This is a genomic window from Methylobacterium sp. BI1 (assembly GCF_056680125.1).
Genome location: NZ_CM155267.1, coordinates 3,216,570 through 3,235,555, shown reverse-complemented (window position 1 = coordinate 3,235,555; position 18,986 = coordinate 3,216,570). Strand labels below are relative to the sequence as shown.

At 68.7% G+C, this 18,986-nt stretch carries 14 protein-coding genes; 11 read left to right on the top strand and 3 right to left on the bottom strand.

The window, feature by feature from the left end; translation table 11 throughout:
- Positions 1-68: 68 nt before the first annotated feature.
- From AC1MGR_RS15175 to AC1MGR_RS15160, 4 genes are all read left to right on the top strand, one after another.
- Positions 69-1,445, top strand: coding sequence for a pentapeptide repeat-containing protein (locus AC1MGR_RS15175; protein ID WP_480232141.1), 1,377 nt, complete (start codon positions 69-71; stop codon positions 1,443-1,445).
- 31 nt (positions 1,446-1,476) lie between these two features.
- Complete coding sequence (locus AC1MGR_RS15170; RefSeq protein WP_480232140.1) at positions 1,477-2,247, top strand: potassium channel family protein; 771 nt, start codon at positions 1,477-1,479, stop codon at positions 2,245-2,247.
- Positions 2,248-2,440: 193 nt separating this feature from the next.
- Positions 2,441-5,425 (top strand): response regulator, encoded by a 2,985-nt coding sequence (locus AC1MGR_RS15165; protein ID WP_480232139.1) that lies wholly within the window; start codon positions 2,441-2,443, stop codon positions 5,423-5,425.
- A 73-nt stretch (positions 5,426-5,498) separates the two neighbouring features.
- A complete protein-coding gene (locus AC1MGR_RS15160; RefSeq protein WP_108039121.1) occupies positions 5,499-6,443 on the top strand; it encodes an aspartate carbamoyltransferase catalytic subunit in 945 nt (314 codons plus the stop codon).
- Between the two features lie 17 nt (positions 6,444-6,460).
- On the opposite strand, the gene purN is transcribed toward AC1MGR_RS15160, so the two are convergent.
- Positions 6,461-7,135 carry a phosphoribosylglycinamide formyltransferase gene (gene purN / locus AC1MGR_RS15155; protein WP_480232138.1) on the bottom strand — a complete coding sequence of 225 codons (675 nt, stop codon included), beginning with the start codon at positions 7,133-7,135 and terminating at the stop codon, positions 6,461-6,463.
- Positions 7,135-8,202, bottom strand: a complete 1,068-nt coding sequence (gene purM / locus AC1MGR_RS15150) for a phosphoribosylformylglycinamidine cyclo-ligase (RefSeq protein ID WP_480232137.1) — start codon at positions 8,200-8,202, stop codon at positions 7,135-7,137. The genes purN and purM overlap by 1 nt, the downstream gene beginning before the upstream one ends.
- Positions 8,203-8,441: 239 nt before the next feature.
- Here purM and AC1MGR_RS15145 point away from each other — a divergent pair, with 239 nt between their 5' ends.
- From AC1MGR_RS15145 to AC1MGR_RS15120, 6 genes are all read left to right on the top strand, one after another.
- A complete protein-coding gene (locus tag AC1MGR_RS15145) occupies positions 8,442-9,533 on the top strand; it encodes an AI-2E family transporter (protein ID WP_108039127.1) in 1,092 nt (363 codons plus the stop codon).
- Positions 9,534-10,298: a P-loop NTPase family protein gene (locus AC1MGR_RS15140; protein WP_480232136.1), complete on the top strand. Its 765-nt coding sequence runs from the start codon at positions 9,534-9,536 to the stop codon at positions 10,296-10,298. It abuts the gene before it with no gap.
- 132 nt (positions 10,299-10,430) lie between these two features.
- The gene (locus AC1MGR_RS15135; RefSeq protein ID WP_480232135.1) at positions 10,431-12,851 is read left to right on the top strand and encodes an RNA degradosome polyphosphate kinase; all 2,421 of its coding nucleotides are present in this window, start codon (positions 10,431-10,433) and stop codon (positions 12,849-12,851) included.
- A gap of 22 nt (positions 12,852-12,873) precedes the next feature.
- On the top strand, positions 12,874-14,421 hold the full coding sequence (gene ppx / locus AC1MGR_RS15130) for an exopolyphosphatase (protein WP_480232134.1): 1,548 nt from the start codon (positions 12,874-12,876) through the stop codon (positions 14,419-14,421).
- A 51-nt stretch (positions 14,422-14,472) separates the two neighbouring features.
- On the top strand, positions 14,473-14,781 hold the full coding sequence (locus AC1MGR_RS15125) for a hypothetical protein (RefSeq protein ID WP_480232133.1): 309 nt from the start codon (positions 14,473-14,475) through the stop codon (positions 14,779-14,781).
- 270 nt (positions 14,782-15,051) lie between these two features.
- Positions 15,052-15,621 (top strand): class I SAM-dependent methyltransferase, encoded by a 570-nt coding sequence (locus tag AC1MGR_RS15120; protein WP_480232132.1) that lies wholly within the window; start codon positions 15,052-15,054, stop codon positions 15,619-15,621.
- Positions 15,622-15,817: 196 nt separating this feature from the next.
- Here the strand turns inward: AC1MGR_RS15120 and AC1MGR_RS15115 are convergent, their stop codons facing one another.
- Complete coding sequence (locus tag AC1MGR_RS15115) at positions 15,818-17,263, bottom strand: acetamidase/formamidase family protein (RefSeq protein ID WP_480232131.1); 1,446 nt, start codon at positions 17,261-17,263, stop codon at positions 15,818-15,820.
- Between the two features lie 204 nt (positions 17,264-17,467).
- Between AC1MGR_RS15115 and AC1MGR_RS15110 the strand changes: the two genes are divergently transcribed.
- Positions 17,468-18,913: a helix-turn-helix transcriptional regulator gene (locus tag AC1MGR_RS15110; protein ID WP_108039141.1), complete on the top strand. Its 1,446-nt coding sequence runs from the start codon at positions 17,468-17,470 to the stop codon at positions 18,911-18,913.
- The last annotated feature ends 73 nt before the right edge of the window (positions 18,914-18,986 follow it).

The window sequence follows — 18,986 nt, the reverse complement described above, 5'->3', positions numbered from 1 at the left end:
CATGGCCAAGCGTTGCGGAACGTCCCAGCGCCGGAATGGTGCCCGCATGGCCCGCCGGGAGGTCGGTCATGGAGCCTGACAGCGCAGAGACCGCCGCAGCATGCGCCCGGGTCGACGCGCTCCTCACGCGCCTCGAAACCGCAGCCTTCACCAGCTTTGCCGAGGGTGAAGCCCGCGACCTCGGTGGCCTGCCCCTGGGGCGGGAAGCCCTGGCGGCACGGCTCGGCGAGACCCCGGAACCACCGGCGTGGTGGGACCCGAAGCAGGCCGGCTTCGCCCTGGCGGGGGCGGACCTGACCGATGCGCACCTGGAGGACACGGATCTCACGGGTGCCAACCTCGCGGGGGCCAATCTCGCCGGAGCCCTCGGACGCTCCGCGCGCTTTGCCGGCGCCACGGTGGAGGAGGCGAACTTCGCCGGCGCCGATCTCAGCGGCGCCCGCTTCACCGGCATCGCCGGTGGCGAAGCCAATTTCGATGACGCGATGCTGGAGGATGCGCATTTCGGGGGCGCTGCGATGCGCTTCGCCAAGCTCCGCCGGGCGCTCCTCGATGGCGCCCATTTCGACGGCGCAGACCTCTGGGGCGCCGACTTCACCGGTGCGGATGCCGACTACACGCATTTCCGCGGCGCTCGCCTGGACGAGGTCAAGCTCGTGGGCGTCAACCTGACCTACGCGGATTTCGAGGGCGCCAGCCTCAAGAAGACCCAGCTCTGCGGGTCACGCCTGCGAGGCGCCAATCTCACCGGGGTGAAACTCGACGGGGCCGACCTGTCCGGGGCCGACCTGTCCGAGACCAGTCTGGTGCGGCTCAATCTTTCCACCTGCGACCTGCGCCATGCGCGCTTCGCCGGGGCCTGGCTCAACGGCACCCGGATGCGGGTGGACCAGCTCGGCGGCGCGGTGGGCGAGGAGATCGCCCGGGACTACGTCGCCGCGCAAGCGAGCTACCTCGCCCTGGAACAGAACTTCAAGAGCATCGGCAACCAGGATGCGGCGAGTTGGGCCTACAAGCGCGGCCGCCGGATGGGCCGGCTCCACGCAGGAGCCCAGGCGCGGGCGGCCTGGGAGAAACGCGTGGGCCCGGACCTCGCCCGCCACGGCTATCAATGGGTGGCCGACCGCTTCGTGGAATGGCTCTGCGACTACGGCGAGAGCCTGTCGCGCATCGCCCGCGCCTTCGTCATCCTGATCTTCGTGTTCGCGGTGCTCTACGGCTTGACCGGCGGCCTGATCCCGGAGGGAAGCGACGGACGGGCGACCTACAACCCCCTCGATCTCGTGAGCTACAGCGCCCTCAACATGATGACCGCCAATCCCCCCGAGATCGGCGTGAAGCCGGTCGGTCGCGTCACCAACCTCCTGGTGGGCATCGAGGGCGCGGCCGGCATCATCCTGATGGGCCTGTTCGGCTTCGTCCTCGGCAATCGGCTTCGGCGCTGATCGACGAGCCCCGATCGGCCGTTCTCCCGCCATGACCTCGCTCACCGCACGCCTCGCCGGGCTCTACGAAGGCGATACCGACGGGGCACATCGCTTCCGCTACGGCCTCCTCGTGTTCGATGCGGCCACCGTCGCCTACGTCGTGGTGACCTCGTTCCTGCCGCGCTATCCCTGGATCGAGGGGATCGACGTCGTCCTCGGCCTCGTCGTCCTGCTCGACTTCCTGGCGCGCCTCGCCATCAGCCGAAACCGGGCGCAGGAATTCCTGCACCTCTCCACCTGGGCCGACATCGCCGCGGTGGTGTCGTTCCTCGCGCCGGTGGTAGGGGAGGGGGTCGGCTTCCTGCGCATCCTCAGGACCCTGCGCCTTCTGCGCACGTACCAGCTCCTCGATCGCCTTCGCGCCGACAGCACCGTCTTCCGCGCTAACGAGGACGCGATCCTGGCTGCCACCAACCTCGCGGTCTTCGTCTTCGTGATGACCGGGATCGTCTACGCCACGCAGCATGGCAGCAACCCGGCGATCGGCAATGCCATCGACGCGCTCTATTTCACCGTGACCTCGCTGACGACCACAGGCTACGGCGACATCACCCTGCCGGGCCCGACCGGGCGCCTGATCTCGGTCGCCGTCATGATTTTCGGCGTGACGCTGTTCCTGCGCCTCGCCCAGGTGCTGTTCCGGCCACCCAAAGTGCGGTTTCCCTGCCCAGCCTGCGGCCTGCAGCGCCACGACAGCGACGCGATCCACTGCAAGGCCTGCGGCACGCGTCTCGCCATTCCGGACGAGGGTGCCGATTGAGCGCACCTGGCACCCGGTGCGGCGAGCCCTTGGATGAACGGAAACGGTGCCGGCGCGTTTGCGAGCGTCAGAGGCGTGATCCTGATCTTGCGATCCTATGATGGTGGGGGCTGGTGCGGAACACCATCGCCACCGCGACCATGCCGGCCCCTCCTCCCGCCCGCCCGGGCGTCAACCCCGTGAACCGCATCGCATGACCAGCGCCTACCCGAAGCGTCCCGATCGTGGTTGGCGCAAGCCCCGCATCCTCGCGGGCCTGCCGAGCTCCCCCCTCGCCCTGGTGCTCATCGGCATCGCTGTGGCGGCCGGCATCGGAAACTATCTGGCCGGCGAGGCCAGCCGAAGCGAAGCGGCGCGCCAGCACGCGATCCTCAGCGAGAGCGAGCGCCTGCTGTCGAACATGGTCGAGCTCGAGACCGGCATGCGCGGCTACGTGCTGTTCGGCGAGGAACCCTACCTCGAGCCCTATCAGGCCGCGCAGAACACCATCGACGGGCAGCTCGACACCATCGAGGCCCTGACGAAGCGAACCGATGCCCAGGCGCCCGAGCACATGCGCGACCTGCGCCGGTTCGTCGAGGCGAAGCGGACCTACGCCGCCCACGTCATCGACCTGCGCCGGAACCAGGGCTACGACGCGGCCGTCTCGCTGGCGCGCATGGGGGAGGGCAAGCGCACCATGGACGGTGTGCGGGCGGCCGCGAAGGGTGTCCAGAACCACGCGAACGCCGTCCTCGCCACCAGCGAGGAGCGGGACCGTGTGCTGTCGCTCGTGCTGCTTCTCGTGTCGATCGCCTCGGCCCTCGGGGCGGTCGGGCTGCTCGGGCGCCTCGCCCTGGTACGCCGTCGCGACGAGCAGCGCACCGCCGCCCTCCTCGACGGCGTCTTCGCCAACGCCCCCGTCGGCCTCGGCTTCCTCGACCGTGACCTGACGATCCAGCACATGAACCGGGCGCTCGCCACCATGAACGAGCGGGGCTTCGGCGCCGATCTCGGAGCGCCGATCTGGGCCAACGTGCCGACGCTGCAGGAGCAGCTCATCCCGAAGCTCAAGGCCGCCCGCGACGAGGGCCTGGTGACCACCAACGTCGACGTGGCGGTGCCCACCCCGAGCGCCCCGCGCGGCGTGCGCCATTTCCAGATGAGCTTCTATCCCCTGCGCGGACGGAGCGGCTCCGCCCGCACCGGCGGCGTCCAGGCCGACGGCGTCGGACTCGTGGTCTCGGACGAGACCCTGCGCAAGCTCTCCGAGGAGCGCATGCGCCACAGCGAGGAGCGCTTCCGCTCCCTCACCGAGGCCACCACCGCCATCGTCTGGACGACCAATCCCGAGGGTGGCTTCGAGGTGACGCCCTCCGAATGGACCCGCTTCACCGGTCAGACGCCTCAGGAGGCCGCTGGAGCCGGATGGCTGGGCTCGATTCATCCCGACGATCGCGAACGCACCAACGCGGCCTGGCTCCAGGCGCTGGAAACCCTGGCACCCTACGAGATCGAGCACCGCGTCCGCCGCCAGGACGGAGTATGGCGGATCATGTCGGCCCGCGCCGTCCCGATCCTGGAGGAGAACGGCAGCATCCGTGAATGGGTCGGCACCCATTCCGACGTCACCGCTCGGAAGGAAGCGGAACTCGCCCTGGAAGCCGCCAAGGAGGCGGCCGAGGAAGCCAACCGCGCCAAGAGCCAGTTCCTAGCCAACATGAGCCACGAGTTGCGGACCCCGCTCTCGGCGGTGATCGGCTATTCCGAGATGCTGCAGGAAGAGATCGAGGATCTCGGCGAGGAGGGGCTCCTCGCCGACATGCGCAAGATCGAGGCGAACGCCCGCCACCTGCTGGGCCTCATCAACGACGTCCTCGACCTCTCGAAGATCGAGGCCGAGCGCATGGAGATCTATGCCGAGGCCTTCCCGGTCGCCGAGACCGTGCGCGACGTCGCCGCGACCGTGGAATCGCTGGTCGACAAGAAGGGCAACAGCCTCGCCCTCGAGATCGCGGACGATCTCGGCGAGGCGCAGACCGACCAGACCAAGCTGCGCCAGTGCCTGATCAACCTCCTGAGCAACGCGGCGAAGTTCACCGAGGCCGGGCGCATCACCCTGGCGGTCACCCGCCTAGCGCGCGAGGGGGCCGACTGGCTCGTCTTCCGGGTGACGGACACCGGCATCGGCATGAACGCCGAGCAGCAGGCCAAGCTGTTCCAGCGCTTCACCCAGGCCGACGCCTCGACCACCCGCCGGTTCGGCGGCACCGGCCTCGGCCTCGCCATCACCCGCGCCTTCGCCGAGATGCTGGGTGGCCGCATCGAGGTGGAGAGCGAGGAGGGCACCGGAACGACCTTCACCCTGGCGGTGCCCGCGGCCTACGTGCCCCCGAACCCGGTCGAGGCGGCCCATCACGACCACGATGCCCTGCACCGGACCGGCGAGGCACGACCGGTCGCGGGCGGCCATGTCCTGATCATCGACGACGACGCGTCGACGCGCGACCTCCTCGCGCGCTTCCTGGAACGCGACGGCTTCGCCGTGGCGACCGCCCGCGACGGGCGCGAGGGCGTGGAGCGGGCCCGTGAGCTCATGCCCCGTGTCATCCTCCTCGACGTGACCATGCCCCGCATGGATGGCTGGTCGGTGCTGCGCACTCTGCGGGCCGACCCGGAACTCGGGGCGACCCCGATCATCATGGTGACCGTTCTCGACGAGCAGAACCTCGCCTTCTCGCTGGGCGCCACCGATTACCTGCAGAAGCCGATCGAGTGGGGCCAGCTCAAGTCCGCCATGGAGCGCTTCAAGCCCTCAGAGCACAAGGGCCCCGTGCTGATCATCGACGACGATCCGGATGCCCGCGAGCGCCTCTCCGCGATGCTGACTCGCGAGGGCTGGCGCGTCGCCTCGGCCGAGAACGGCGTGGCCGGCCTGGAGGCGACGGCGGCCAAGAAGCCCTGCCTCATCCTCCTCGACCTGATGATGCCGGAGATGGACGGCTTCGGCTTCCTCAGAGCTTTGCGCGAGCGGGCCGAGTGGCGCGACATCCCCGTTGTCGTCCTCACCGCCAAGGACATCACGGCGGACGACCGCAGGCGGCTCGCAGGGCGTGCCGATCGGGTCCTGCAGAAGGGCGGCCTGAGCCTCACGGATCTGGCTGAATCCCTTCGGCCGCTCGTCGCGCCCGGGGTCTGACGACGCCGGGCCGGGAGGCACTCCGAGCGCGCTTGCCGGCCTCTGCGGGGCGGCCTATAGCCCTGGACCCAGCATGACAGCCGCGCCTCCCAGCTTCCCCCACCGGCACCTGCTCGGGATCGAGGGGCTCACCCGACCCGACATCGAGATCCTGCTCGACAGGGCCGAGGATGCCGTCGCCCTTTCGCGGCAGGTCGAGAAGAAGCGCACCACCCTGCGCGGCCGTACGCAGATCAACCTGTTCTTCGAGCCCTCGACGCGGACGCAGAGCTCCTTCGAGCTCGCCGGCAAGCGCCTCGGCGCCGACGTCATGAACATGTCGGTGGCCTCGTCGTCGGTGAAAAAGGGCGAGACCCTCATCGACACCGCCGCCACCCTCAATGCCATGCGGCCCGACATCATCGTGGTGCGCCACCATGCGGCCGGCGCCGTCCACCTCCTGGCCCGCAAGGTCGACTGCGCCGTGGTCAATGCCGGCGACGGCGCCCACGAGCACCCGACGCAGGCGCTCCTCGATGCGCTGACCATCCGGCGCAACAAGGGCCGGATCGAAGGCTTGCGGATCGCGATCTGCGGCGACGTCCTGCACAGCCGCGTGGCGCGCTCGAACCTGATCCTGCTCCAGGCGCTCGGTGCGCGGGTGCGGGTCATCGGCCCCTCGACCCTGCTGCCCACCGGCATCGAGCGCTTCGGCGTCGAGGTCTTCACCGACATGCGCAAGGGGCTGGAGGGCTGCGACATCGTCATGATGCTGCGCCTGCAGCGCGAGCGCATGAACGGCTCCTTCGTGCCCTCCGTGAAGGAGTATTTTCGATATTTCGGCCTCGATGCCGACAAGCTGCGACTGGCCGCCCCCGACGCCCTCGTGATGCATCCGGGCCCGATGAACCGAGGCGTCGAGATCTCCTCGGAGATCGCCGACGGGGCGCAGTCGCTTATCCGCGAGCAGGTCGAGATGGGCGTGGCCGTGCGCATGGCGGTGCTGGAAGCCCTGGCGACGCATCTGCCGAACGCGTGAGGCGTCTGCCCACCGGCCTATAGGCTGAGCAGCGCTCCCTCCGCCTCCGGCACCCCTTCTGCGAACACCACCCGCGTGCCAGCGAGGCGGACCTCGCCGCCCGCGACGAGGGCCAGGGCCTGGGGATAGAGCCGGTGCTCCTGCACCAGGATGCGGGCAGCGAGGGCATCGGCGTCGTCACCGGGTCGGACCGGCACGGCCCCCTGCGCGATGATCGGACCGGCATCGAGCTCGGGCACGACGTAGTGCACGGTGCAGCCGTGCAGCCGCACCCCGGCGGCGAGCGCCTGTTCGTGAGTGTGCACGCCCTTGAACAGCGGCAGCAGGGAGGGATGGATATTGATCATCCGGCCGGCCCAGGTCTCGACGAACCCGGCGGTGAAGATCCGCATGAAGCCGGCGAGGCATACGAGGTCGATGCCGGCGGCTTCCAATTCGGCGTGCAGCGCGCCGTCGAAGGCCTCCCGGCTCGGATAAGCCTTGTGATCGAGGGCATAGGTCGTGATGCCACGCTCGGACGCGTAGGCGAGACCGGCCGCTTCGGGGCGATTGGATGCCACCAGCACGATCTCGGCAGGGTAATCCGGCGCCTCGGCCGCCGCGATCAGCGAAGCCATGTTCGAGCCACGCCCCGAGATGAGGATCGCGACGCGGGTCTTGCCTCCGACCGATGATGTCCGCGCGGCCGCCATCAGAAGGCGAGCCGGCCTTCGAAGGTCACGGGCTCGGCCCCGCGCGGGGTGATTCGGCCGAGACGGACGGGGGAGGCGCCCCCCAGGTCGAGGGCCTTCGACACCGCGCTCACGCTCTCGGGCGCCACCACCACGACCATGCCGATGCCGCAGTTGAAGGTGCGCAACATCTCGGATTCGGCGACCCCGCCGACCTCCGACAGCCAGCCGAAGACCGGCGGCGGGATGATCGCGTCGAGGTCGATGCTGATACCGACGCCGTCGGGCAGCACCCGGGGCAGGTTGTCGGGGAACCCGCCGCCCGTGATGTGGGCCAGCGCCTTGATCCCGTCGGTGGTGCGCAGCGCCGCCAGCAGCGGCTTCACGTAGATCTGGGTCGGCTCCAGCAGGGCCTCGCCGAGGGTCCGGGCAGGCTCGAAGGGTGCGGGATCGTCGTAGGACAGGCCGCTCTTCTCGACGATCCGGCGCACCAACGAGAAGCCGTTGGAATGGACGCCCGAGGACGGCAGGCCGAGGACGACGTCGCCGGGCACGATGTTGCCGCGCGGCAGCAGGGTCCCGCGTTCGGCCGCGCCGACGCTGAAGCCGGCCAGGTCGTAGTCGGAGCCGTCGTAGAGGCCCGGCATCTCGGCGGTTTCGCCACCGATGAGGGCACAGCCGGCGAGCCGGCACCCGGCCGCGATGCCGCGCACGATGTCGGCGCCCACCCCCGGCACCAGCTTGGCGGTGGCGAAATAGTCGAGGAAGAACAGGGGCTCGGCGCCCTGTACGATGATGTCGTTGACGCACATGGCCACCAGATCGATGCCGATGGTGTCGTGCCGGTTCGTCTCGATGGCGATCTTCACCTTGGTGCCGACGCCGTCATTGGCCGCCACCAGGATCGGGTCCTTGAAACCCGCCGCCTTCAGATCGAACAGGCCACCGAATCCACCGATCTCGGCATCCGCCCCCGGCCGGCGGGTGGCGCGTACCAGCGGCTTGATCGTCTCGACCATGGCGTTGCCGGCATCGATGTCGACGCCCGCTTCCGCGTAGGTCATTCCGTGTCTGGGCTCGCCGGTCATCCGCGCCGCTCTCCGAAGGTCCGTGTTGCGCGACCTCTAACCGCTCCCGCGCGCCTTCGCGAGTCCGTCCTCGCAGCGGATGGGTATTCGCACCGAGGTCCGCGGCCGGGCTCCGATCGGAGGGAGCGCATGAAACGTCGGCATGAGTCCAGCAGCCTTGACCGCGTCCCCTCCCGTTCCCACTGTTGATCTGCGAACGGCGACGTCGCGCACACGACGATTGGGACGGGGAACGGCCGATGCGCGGCAGGGCGATGATCGGGCTGATGGCCCTCCTGGGCTTCGCCCTCCTGCTCTATCTACTCGCCGACGTCATGCTGCCCTTCGTGGCGGGCCTCGCCCTGGCCTACCTCCTCGATCCGATCGCGGACCGGCTCGAGCGCCTCGGGCTCGGGCGGCTCTCGGCCTCGCTCCTCATCCTCGCGGTCTTCGTGGTCGGGCTCGTGGTGGTCCTGCTCCTCGTCGTACCGCTCGCCGCCAATCAGGTCTCCGCCCTGGTGGCGACCCTGCCCGGCATGGTCTCGCGACTGCAGGGCATCCTCGCCGAGCGGGCGGGCCCACTGCTGCAGCGAGTGGGCGGCGCCGACGTACTCACCGATCTGCAGTCCCAGGTCGGCACCCTGGTGGGGCAGGGCGGCACCTGGTTCCTGACCTTCCTGAAGTCCCTGTGGTCGGGCAGCCAGGCGCTGATCTCCATCGCGTCGCTCCTCGTCGTCACGCCCGTGGTCGCGTTCTACCTCCTCGTCGATTGGGACCGGATGATCGCGACCCTCGACGGTTGGGTGCCGCCTCGGCATCGCCCGGTGGTCCGGCGCCTCGGGCGCGAGATCGACGGGGCCGTGACGGGGTTCGTCCGCGGGCAAACCCTGGTCTGCCTCATCCTCGGCACCTTCTACGCGGTCGGATTGTTCCTCGTCGGATTGAACTTCGGCGTCCTCATCGGCCTGATCGCGGGCTTCCTCACCTTCATTCCCTATGTGGGGACGCTGACCGGCTTCCTGCTCTCGGTCGGCGTCGCCCTGGCCCAGTTCTGGCCGGGTTCCGACTGGCTGCATATCGGCCTGACCATCGGGGTCTTCGTGGTGGGACAGTTCCTCGAAGGCAACATCATCTCGCCCAAGCTCGTGGGCGAATCGGTGGGTCTGCACCCGGTCTGGCTGATGTTCGCGCTCCTCGCCTTCGGCTCGCTGTTCGGATTCCTCGGGCTGCTGCTGGCCGTGCCGGTGGCCGCATCCATCGGCGTGCTGGTCCGTTTCGTCCTGGAGCGCTACCTCCAGAGTCCGCTCTACTACGCGGACGCCCCCGCGCTCCTGTCCAAGCCCGAACCCTGAATGGCAACGCGCGACACCATTCCTCCGAAGCAGCTGGCCTTCGACCTGCCGGCCGACCCGCGCTACGGCCGCGAGGACTTCCTGGTGGGGCCGGCCAACGAGGCCGCCTACACGCTAATCGAGGCTTGGCCGAATTGGCCCGACACGGTGTGCCTGCTCACGGGGCCGCCGGGCAGCGGCAAGAGCCACCTCGCCTCGATCTGGGGAACCCGCTCCCATGCCTGGACGGCCCAGGCTTCCGAGATCACCGCAGCGACGGTGCCGCGCTTCCTCTCCAACGGCGCCCTGGTGATCGAGGACATCGACCGGGTGGGAGCGGACGGGAGTGCGCCCCGCGACGAGGCGGCCCTGTTCCACCTCCTCAACCTCGCACGCGAGCGCGGCTGCCCGGTGCTGGTCACCTCCGCCACCTCGGTGGAGGGGCTGGGCCTGACGACGGCGGACCTTCGGTCCCGCCTGCGCCTCGCCCACGGCGCCACCATCCTGCCCCCGGACGACGCCCTGTTGCGTGCGGTCCTCGTCAAGCTGTTCGTCGATCGGCAGCTCGTGGTGGATCTTGCCATCGTGGAGGCCCTGGCCCTGCGGATCGACCGTTCCCTCGGGCGTGCCCGCGAGGTGGTCACCGCCCTGGACCGGGATGCCTTGAGCCGGGGCCGGCGCATCACCAAGCCACTGGCGCTGGCGGTGTTGGAGCGCCTCGGATTCGGGTCGGGAGAACCGGAAGACGAGGATGAGGCGGATTCCGGGGATCATGCCCCGAACTGAGGTCGGCCCGCCGATACGATCGATGGCCAACGACCGTGCCGAAGATCGTCATGCAACCGTCACAAACGCCGGCGCAGCCCATGCTACGACGCCGACCCTCGAAGACCTGTAGGAGACGAACTCTTGGCGGACATGGACTCGGACACGACCGCAGCGGATGCCGGAACCCCGCGTGTCACCGAGGGCCGCACGCGGGCCGCCCGGCCCGCCGCCCGGCGGACCGGGCAGCCCGCAGCGGTGGCCTCCAAACCCCAGCAGGGGAGGACGAGCCGAGACGTCACCACGGATGCCAGGGAATCCGTCTCCGATGCCCTGCCGGATGCCGATCTCGACCTGCCGCCTCCGGGAGATCTGCCGCCCCCTCCCACCGAGGTCCTGCCGGGTGCGGAGGCGCGGGATTCCGTGCGCGAGGCGGGGCTCGCCCTGCGCCACTCCCCGGAGCGCTTCGTCAACCGCGAGCTGTCCTGGCTCCAGTTCAATCGGCGCGTGTTGGAAGAGGCCTCCAACGCCAATCACCCCCTCCTGGAGCAGGTCCGGTTCCTCTCGATCTCGGCCAACAACCTCGACGAATTCTTCATGGTGCGCGTCGCCGGCCTGCACGATCAGGTCCGTGCCGGTCTCGTCCTGCCCTCGCAGGACGGCCTGACACCGGCCGAGCAGCTGACGCGGGTGGGGACCGAGGTCTCGCGCCTCGCCCTCGACCAGCAGGCGCGCTGGCGCGAACTGCGCGGTGAACTGCTCGGCGTCGGCATCGAGCTCATGGAGCCCGCCGGCCTGACCCAGGATCACAAGGCGTGGCTGGAGGACTACTTCCTCAACCACGTCTTCCCGGTCCTGACGCCGCTGGCCATCGATCCGGCCCACCCGTTCCCGTTCATTCCGAATCTGGGCTCGACCATCGCGTTGATGCTGGTGCGCCCCCGTGACGGCCGGACCCTGCGCGCGCTGATCCGGCTGCCGGCGGTGCTCGACCGGTTCGTGCGCCTGCCGGATGCCGAGACCGATGCGACCGCCCGCTTCATCGCGATCGAGCAGGTCATCGTGCTGTTCACCGGGCGACTCTTCCCCGGCTACGCCCTGCGCGGACAGGGCGCGTTCCGTGTCATCCGCGACTCGGACCTCGAGATCGAGGAGGAGGCCGAGGATCTGGTCCTGCATTTCGAGACAGCCCTGAAACAGCGCCGCCGCGGCGTCGTCATCAGGCTGGAGGTCGAGGCCGGGATGCCCGAGGACCTGCGGGCCTTCGTGGCCGACGAACTCGAGATCGGCAGCGACGCAGTGATCTTCGTGGAGGGGATGCTCGCCCTCAACGAGCTGTCGCAGATCGTCGGCATTGATCGGCCGGACCTGAAGTTCAAGTCCTACAACCCCCGCTTCCCCGAGCGCATCCGCGAGAGCGGCGGCGACGTCTTCGCGGCGATCCGGCAGAAGGACTTCATCGTCCACCACCCCTACGAATCCTTCGATGCGGTGGTGCAGTTCCTCGCCCAGGCCGCCCGCGACCCCAACGTGGTGGCGATCAAGCAGACGCTCTACCGCACCTCTTCGAACTCACCGATCGTCGCAGCCCTGGCGGAAGCCGCCGAGCTCGGCAAGTCCGTGACCGCCCTGGTCGAGCTCAAGGCTCGCTTCGACGAGGAAGCCAACATCCGCTGGGCGCGCAACCTGGAGAAGGCCGGCGCGCAGGTGGTGTTCGGCTTCATCGAACTCAAAACCCACGCCAAGCTGTCGATGGTGGTCCGGCGCGAGGGCGACCGTCTGGTCACCTACTGCCACGTGGGCACCGGCAACTACCATCCCATCACCGCGCGCATCTACACCGACCTGTCCTTCTTCACGGCCGATCCCGCCGTGGCGCGCGACGTCAGCCGGATCTTCAACTTCATCACCGGCTACGCGGAGCCCGCCGAGTTGGAGCGGATGTCGGTCTCGCCGCTGACCCTGAAACCGCGCCTTCTGGAAAACATCGAGGCGGAGGTGGCCCACGCGAAGGCCGGACGGCCGGCCGCGATCTGGATCAAGTGCAACTCGCTGGTCGACCAGCAGATCATCGACGCGCTCTACGACGCCTCCCAGGCGGGCGTGCAGATCGATTGCGTGGTGCGCGGCATCTGCTGCCTTCGGCCCGGAATCCCAGGCCTGTCGGAGACGATCCGCGTCAAGTCGATCGTCGGGCGCTTTCTGGAGCACGGGCGCATCTACTGCTTCGGCAACGGCGTCGGGCTGCCTCACCCCAAGGCCGTCGTCTACATCTCGTCAGCCGACCTGATGAGCCGGAATCTCGATCGCCGCGTCGAGGCGCTCCTCCCGATCACCAATCCAACGGTGCATCAGCAGGTGCTGGACCAGATCATGCTGGCCAATCTCCTCGACAACCGCCAAAGCTGGCGTGTACTGGCGTCTGGTGCCAGCGAACGGATCCAACCTGCCGAAGGGGAGGAGCCGTTCAATGCGCACAAGTATTTCATGACGAACCCGAGCCTCTCCGGGCGCGGCAAGTCGTCGAAGAAGTCGAGCCCGCGCGCCCTGAGCCGACGCGCGCAGCGTGGCTGACGGACCGTCCAGAGGAGCCCGCATGGGCCTCGACCCAGCCCGCCCCGCGCCCATCCAGGGCACGCCCTTGTCCGGGGCCGGGGACCACATCGAGCCGGTGGCGATCATCGACATCGGTTCGAACTCGGTGCGGCTCGTCGCCTATGACGGCCTTACCCGGGCGCCCACGCCGCTGTATAACGAAAAGGTGCTGTGCGGCCTCGGTCGCAACGTGCTCTCCACGGGCCGCCTCAACGAGGAGGCGGTGCGCCGAGCGCTGGTCGCGCTCGCGCGCTTCCGGGTGTTGTGCGAGACCATGCGCGTATCGCGCACCTTCGTGCTGGCCACCGCGGCCGCGCGCGACGCCGAGAACGGCCAGGAATTTCTCGCCGCGGCGGAAGCCGCCTGCGGCCAGCGGATCGAACTGCTCTCCGGCCGGCGCGAGGCCGAGCTCTCGGCGCTGGGCGTGATCTCGGGCTTCCACGCGCCCGACGGGGTCGTGGGCGACCTCGGCGGCGGCTCCCTGGAACTGGTGGATGTGCGCGGGGCCACGGTCGGGATGGGCGTGACGATGCCGCTCGGCGGCCTTGCCCTCCAGGATCTCTCGGGCGGCTCGGTCAAGAAGGCCCTCAAGATCGTCCGCGAGAACCTCAAGAAGGCCGCGCCGCAGCTGGAGACCCTGCGCGGGCGCAGCTTCTACGCGGTGGGCGGCACCTGGCGTGCCCTGGCGCGGCTGCATCAATCGGCCCGGGGCTATCCGCTCCACGTCATGCACGGCTACAGCGTCGAGCCCTCGGACGAGCTGAGCTTCCTCGAGGTGGTGGAGCGTACCGACGCGGCTCTGCTGCAGGATGTGGAGAGCGTGTCCGAGGCGCGCCGTCCGCTCCTCGCCTACGGCGCGGTGGTGCTGGAGGAGATCATCCGGATCGGGCGCCCGCGCGAACTCGCGATCTCGGCCAGCGGCGTGCGCGAGGGCCTGCTCTACGAGCAACTCGACCGACATGCTCGCCTCGCCGATCCCCTGCTGGCGGCGGCGGCCGAATTGAACACCCTGCGAGCCCGCTCGCCGGGCCATGCGGAGGATCTCATCACCTGGAGCGACCGCTTCATCGCCAGCCTGGATCAGCCCGAGACCGCCGACGAGCGCCGACTGCGCCACGCGGCCTGTCTCCTGTCCGATATCGGCTGGCGGGCGCACCCGGATTACCGCGGCGAGCAGAGCGTCAACGTCATCACCCACGCGGCCTTCGTCGGGATCGACCATCCGGGCCGTGCCTATCTCGCGCTGGCCATCTACTTCCGCCACGAGGGCATCGCCCCGGAGAAGGCGAGCCCGATGCTGCGCAACCTGGCGGGCCCCCGCCTGTTCGAGCGCGCCCGCCTGCTCGGCGCCCTGCTGCGCCTCGCCTTCCCGCTCTCGGCCGGCATGGCGGGCGCCCTCGGGCGAATCCCCGTCACGATCGAGGGCGGCCGGGTGACGCTGACCCTCCCGGCGGACCAGGGTTCGCTCCCCGGCGACCGGATCCTCAACCGGGTGCGTGGCCTCGGTCGCCTGTTCGGACTCGAAGGCCGGATCGTCGAGGCGGATTGAACCAAAACGCAAGCGGAACCGTTTCCGCGTCCGGTAAGGAGATTTACGGACATGAAGTCACTCTGTGCAGCAGCGGTTCTGGGGCTGACGGTCCTCGGCTCGATGAGCCCTGTGCTGGCCCAGCCCTACCGCGGATACGATGACGGCTATCGCGGCCGCGACGACGGATATCGTGACCGCGACGGCGATTTTCGGGACCGCGGCCGCGGCTATGGGCGTCGGGATTATGGATTCGACGAAGCGGAATACCTGCGCTGCAATCCGGATGTCCGTCGGGCCGTCAATCGCGGTCAGATGGAATCCGGCGCCGCGCATTACCGGGTCTTCGGCCGTCGGGAAGGTCGGCGCCTGAGCTGCTGACGCGCGCGATCGAAGTCGGCGGCTCGGGGGCGACGTCACCGAGACGCCGGCTTCGGTGCCGAAACCCAGGTTCGGCCTCACGTCGTCCGGCGGGCATGGACCGAGGGACCATCGCGAGAGCCGGGGCTCCGTTTCGGACAAGGTGTCCATCCGGAGGACCTGCCCGGTCACCGGCTCAGGCTCCTCACTCGGAACGGTGTGCTCGCGAGCCGGCCCGCCGCCCGATGGGAGCGGAATACCCCTTCAACCAAGAAGGGCCGGGCAGCGACGATGCGTTTCAAGGATCATTTCTCGACCCTGGCGGCCGGGTATGCGGCGCACGGGCCGACCTACCCACGGGCTTTGGTCGATGCGCTCGCGGATGCCGTTCCGGCGCACTCCGTCGCCCTCGATTGCGCCTGCGGTACCGGCCAACTCTCGGTCCTGCTCGCCGATCGGTTCGAGCGCGTCGTCGCCACGGATGCGAGCGCCGCGCAAGTCGCCCATGCGACGCCGCATGCCCGCGTCGCCTACAGTGTGGCGCCCGCCGAGCGGAGCGTCCAGCCGCCGGCGAGCGTCGACCTCGTCACGGTCGCGCAGGCGGCGCACTGGCTCGAACTCCCGGAATTCTACGCCGAGGTGCGACGGGTCGCCCGTCCGGGCGCACTCCTGGCGCTCGTCACCTACGGCGTGCTGCACATCGATGAGGCGGCCATCGATGCCGTGATGCAGCGCTTTTATGGGGAAACCCTCGAAGCCCATTGGCCGCCCGAGCGCCGTCACGTCGAGGACGGCTATCGCACGCTCCCGTTCCCCTTCCCGGCCGTCGCGATGCCGGAACTCGCCATGACGCTGTCCTAGGGCCTCCCTGACCTGATCGGCTATACGGAGACCTGGTCGGCGGTCCGGGCACTGGAGACGGCCTCGGGCCGGGCACCGATCGCGGCGTTTCACGATGCCCTGGCCGCGGCGTGGGGCGACCCCGACGCGCACAGGACCATCCGATGGCCCCTGTCGCTGCGCGCCGGCCGCGTCTGACCTCCGTGCCGAGCGCGGATCAGGTCGCCCGCACCGGGAAGATCGACTTCTTCACGATGGCGTGGACGCCCCAATTGCCGTCCACCACCTGGGTGATGCCGAAATCCACGGCGACGGACATGAGGGAGATCGCTTCGTCCTCCGTCAGCCCCTGTCCATGCATCAGGAACTGCCGCATCTTGCGGAAGGCATCGCGCATGGCGAGGTCGATGGAAGATTTCGCGAAGATCGCGTTCTGCGCGTCCGGTCCGAGATCGGCCAGATAGTTCGGGTAGCTGAAGCCCGAGAGCACCCAATCGTCGGCCGTCTCGATCATTGGGAAATCGAGGGTCTCGAGGGCCGTGCCGGGGAGGTCCGCCTTCTTGTGCAGGATGAACTGGAACGTGCCGGTGAGCGAGCACTCGATGGCGGTGCCGCAGAGTTCGGAGTCACCCTGGCTCGCATGGGGGTCGCCCACCGAGAACAGGGCGCCCGGCACGGCGACAGGGTAGTAGAGGGTCGCGCCCTTGCCGATGCGCCAGTTGTCGATATTGCCGCCGGTGTAGCTCGGCGGAATCGAGTTCACCATCTCGGCTTCCTTGGGTGCCAAGCCCATCGTGCCGAAATGCGGGCGGATCGGCACGCGGAAGCCCTTGAGCACGTCGAAGTTGCGCTTCGTGCGGGTGTGGTCCACCGGCAGGCCCGGATAGTCGATAGTCGGGTGGTCGATACCGGACGGGTCGGTCACGCCCGGCCAGCGAAAGCTATAGACCGCCTGTGCCCAGTCGCGTGCGCCCGTGGCATCGACCTCGTAGATCGTCACCACCTCGCGGGGCCGATCTCCGGTGATCATGTCCTTGTAGTGGTACCCCCAGTTCGCAGCGGCGTTACTGCCAAAGGTGCGACCCTTGAAGGCCGGGTTGGCCGAGGGGCGGGGCATCACGTCGAGGATGCGGACCTCGAGGACATCGCCGGGTTCGGCTCCGCGGATGGCCACCGGGCCGGTACAGATATGCACGCCGAGGCCGCCGCCGGGTCCGAACTTGGTGTCCTCCGGCCCGGCCCCGCGCCGGGCGACGCCCTTCTTGTCCTTGGTCCAGAGAAAGACGCTCTCCGCACCGGGATCGCCGGTGACCATGCGCTCGGCATCGTCGTTGGCATGGTGCGTCAGGGTCTCGATGGTGACGTAGTCGCCGGAATCGATCTCGACTTGTGGCTTCAGGCTGCGGCTGAAATAGCCCCAGTGCACGGTCTCGGCCGTGGCCGGCAGATGGTAATGCGCCGTCCGCATGGAGGCTCGCTGCGCGCTTGCCTGAGCAAGGGCGGCACCGGGCAACGAGAGCCCACCGGCCATCAGTGCGGCGGCACCGCCCGAAGCGACGAAGCCGCTCTTCAGGAAGGCGCGCCGCTCCGGTTCGAGGTCGTCGAGCAGGCGCCGCCGGTGCTCGGTAAAGTGGTTACAACGCGGATCGTCACCTTGGCACATCGCGATCTCCCGCCTACCCATTCAGCAGGAATATTGCATGCAAAGCACCGGCCACGCTTCCGGGGCCGGGACATTCCGGCAACGAGTCGGACGCTTCTGCGTTTGTTCCTCAAGCGAGCGGCTTCGTTCGCGTGAGGGGCGTCGACGCACCCGGGCGTCCTCTCCGGTGCCGCCTCCGTTTCCGTACACAGGATGCCAGAACCTTTGACGACGGGTGTCGACCGTTCCCAACTGCACCAGATCATCGCCGGGCTCTCCGAGGGCGTGATCCTCATCGAGCCCGATCAGCGTATCACCTGGGCCAATGCGGCGGCCCTCACGATGCATGGGGCGGTCGATCTCTCCGATCTGGGTGGAACGGTCTCGGTATTTCGCGAGACCTTCGTCCTGCGATACCGCAACAACCACGTCATCACGCGCACCCCGATCGAGCGCGTTCTCGCCGGCGAGACCTTCGACGAGGTCATCGTCAATGTCCGACGAACGGACAGGCCCGACTTCGATGTGACGCAGCGCATCCGCAGCCTCATCATCAGGGATGCTGCGGGACAGCCCGATTGCCTCGTGCTGATCCTGGCCGACGTCACGTCGCAATTCGAGGCCGAGGACCGCTTCGAAAAGACATTCAGCGCCAACCCGGCACCGGCCGTGATCTGCCGGCTGTCAGATCTTCGTCACGTAAAGGTGAATCTCGGCTTCCTGGAAATGACGGGCTATCGCAGCGCCGACATCATCGGGCGCAGCGTCTACGAAGTCGACGTGCTCAACGAGGCACGCAGCCGGGACTTGGCCATCGCACGCCTCAACGCGGGCGAGACGATCCCGCAGATGGAGGCCTGCCTGCGTCTGCCCGATGGCGGTACCCGCTTCGTCATCGTGGCGGGCCAGCCCATCGACATGGGCGACGAGCCCTGCATGCTCTTCACCTTCGCCGATCTCGAACTGCGCAAGAAGGCCGAGACGGCCCTGCGCCACAGCGAGGAGCGCTTCGCCACGGCGTTCCGCCTCACGCCTGTTCCGACCCTGCTGTGTCGGGCCGACGGTCTCTCGGTGATCGGAATCAACCAGGCCTTCACGCGGATCTTCGGTCATGCGGAGGACGCGGTGGTGGGGCACGAGCTCGACGCGATCGGCCTCTGGGCCAACGACGCGCAACGCGAGCGGTTCGGACACGACCTTGCCGCGCAGGGCAGCGTTCTCGGCTTCGAGGCCTGCCTGCGAAGCCGGGAGGGGGCCGACCTCGACTGTCTCGTCTCGGCCGAGAGCGTCACCATCGGCGACGAACCCTGTCTCCTCACGGTGCTGCAGGACATCAGCGATCGCAAGCGCTCCGAGCGCGAGCTGTTCGATGCGATCGAGACCGTGATGGCCGACACCTCCTGGTTCAGCCGCGGGCTGATCGACAAGCTTGGCAGTCTTCGTCATCCGAGTTCGTCGGAGCCCGCACCGGTCAGGCCCGACCTTACCCGCCGCGAGGGCGAGGTGCTCCGCCTGATCTGCCAGGGCCTCGGCGACGGCGCCATCGCCAAGCGCCTGGGGCTGACACCCAACACGGTACGCAACCACGCTGCCGCCCTCTATCGGAAGCTCGGCATTCACCGCCGCGGCGAAGCCATCATCTGGGGACGGGACAACGGCTTCGCGTCCTAAGTCCCGGCCGCGTCTCCGTCCGAACTGCCGTACCGGTCTGGGTCGGTGTCCCGAGCAAAGAACCGCCCGCTCC